The 1,245-nt window shown below is 52.6% G+C and carries 1 protein-coding gene; it reads left to right on the top strand.

Annotated features, from left to right (window positions below):
* Positions 1 to 418 precede the first annotated feature (418 nt).
* The coding region (locus BXA07_RS29680) for a tyrosine-type recombinase/integrase (RefSeq protein ID WP_076573261.1) at positions 419 to 1,245 on the top strand (827 nt) is incomplete at its 3' end.

The following is a 1,245-nucleotide window of genomic DNA, read 5'->3' as shown; positions in this document are numbered from 1 at the left end:
CGACCATCGAGTGGGAATAATCTCCCGTCCGGCACCGTAAGGTAATGCCGGGTCAATGCAACAGCTAAGCCCCTGATTTTTCAGGGGCTTTTTTTATTTTGTCTGGCAAACCCAAGCAGCCCATGGCAGAGCCAAGCACACTTTTTCGTGGGTATTTTTGCGGGTATCAAATATGCCGAAATGTGAATTTAACATTTGGTTCTTCTTGCTGTTTTGTCACGTGAGGGTATTTTTGCGGGTATTTTTCGTTTTAAGTGTTTGATTTTAAAGGAATTTTAGCATCTTTTTTACGCTCTTCATCGTGAGGGTATCAGCAGCCCGAGATGGGATAACGATTTCACTTTTTTAGCGCTAAGTGATTGATTGTTTGAAATGAATCGGCCGCCAGTACAGACTTGTGTAGGAGTGGGAGGTGACCATGTTGACCGATACGAAACTGAAAAACCTGAAACCTGCTACGAAAGCCTATAAGGTGCCGGATCGTGACGGTATGTATGCGACGGTCCTGCCCACTGGCACCATCTCGTTTCGCTATAACTACCGCGTCAATGGCCGTAGTGAAACCTTGGTGCTCGGACGGTACGGTGCCGGTGGCTTGAGCTTGCAGGAGGCAAGGGGGCGCCTGGAGCAAGCCAAGAAAGCGCAATCGGAAGGCAAGTCCCCGTCGCGCCTCAAAGCCCAATCGCGTAGCCAACTGGCAGCGGGAGAACCATTCAGCGTCTGGGCCGAACGTTGGCTATTAAAGTACAAAATGGCGGAGTCGACGCGGGATATGCGGCGCTCGGTGTACGAACGCGATCTGAAACGCCCCTTTGGCAGTCTCCTGCTGCATGAGATTACGCACAACGAGTTGCGTTCCGTATGCGACGCCATCCTCGCACGTGGCGCCCCCGCGACGGCCGTGCATGCGCGCGATATCGTGAAACTGGTCTTTAAGTACGCAGAACAAAGAGGGCAGAAGGTTGAAAACCCTGCGGATCTGGTCGCTCCTTCATCCATTGCCGTATTTGAGCCGCGCGACCGCGCGTTGGGTGCCGAAGAGATCGCGCTGTTCTACGAACATATCGAATACGTGCAGTGCGCGCCGACCTTGCGTCTGGCTTGCAAATTACTATTACTCACCATGGTGCGCAAATCCGAACTGACGGACGCAACATGGAGTGAGGTGAACTTTACCGATGCTCTATGGACCATTCCGGCCAGGCGGATGAAGCGTCGCAACCCCCACAACGTCTATCTGTCACG

Origin of the sequence: Janthinobacterium sp. TND4EL3, assembly GCF_900156175.1 — a bacterium.
In the GTDB taxonomy this organism is placed as follows: domain Bacteria; phylum Pseudomonadota; class Gammaproteobacteria; order Burkholderiales; family Burkholderiaceae_D; genus Janthinobacterium.
This window is presented reverse-complemented; position numbering and strand designations above follow the sequence as displayed.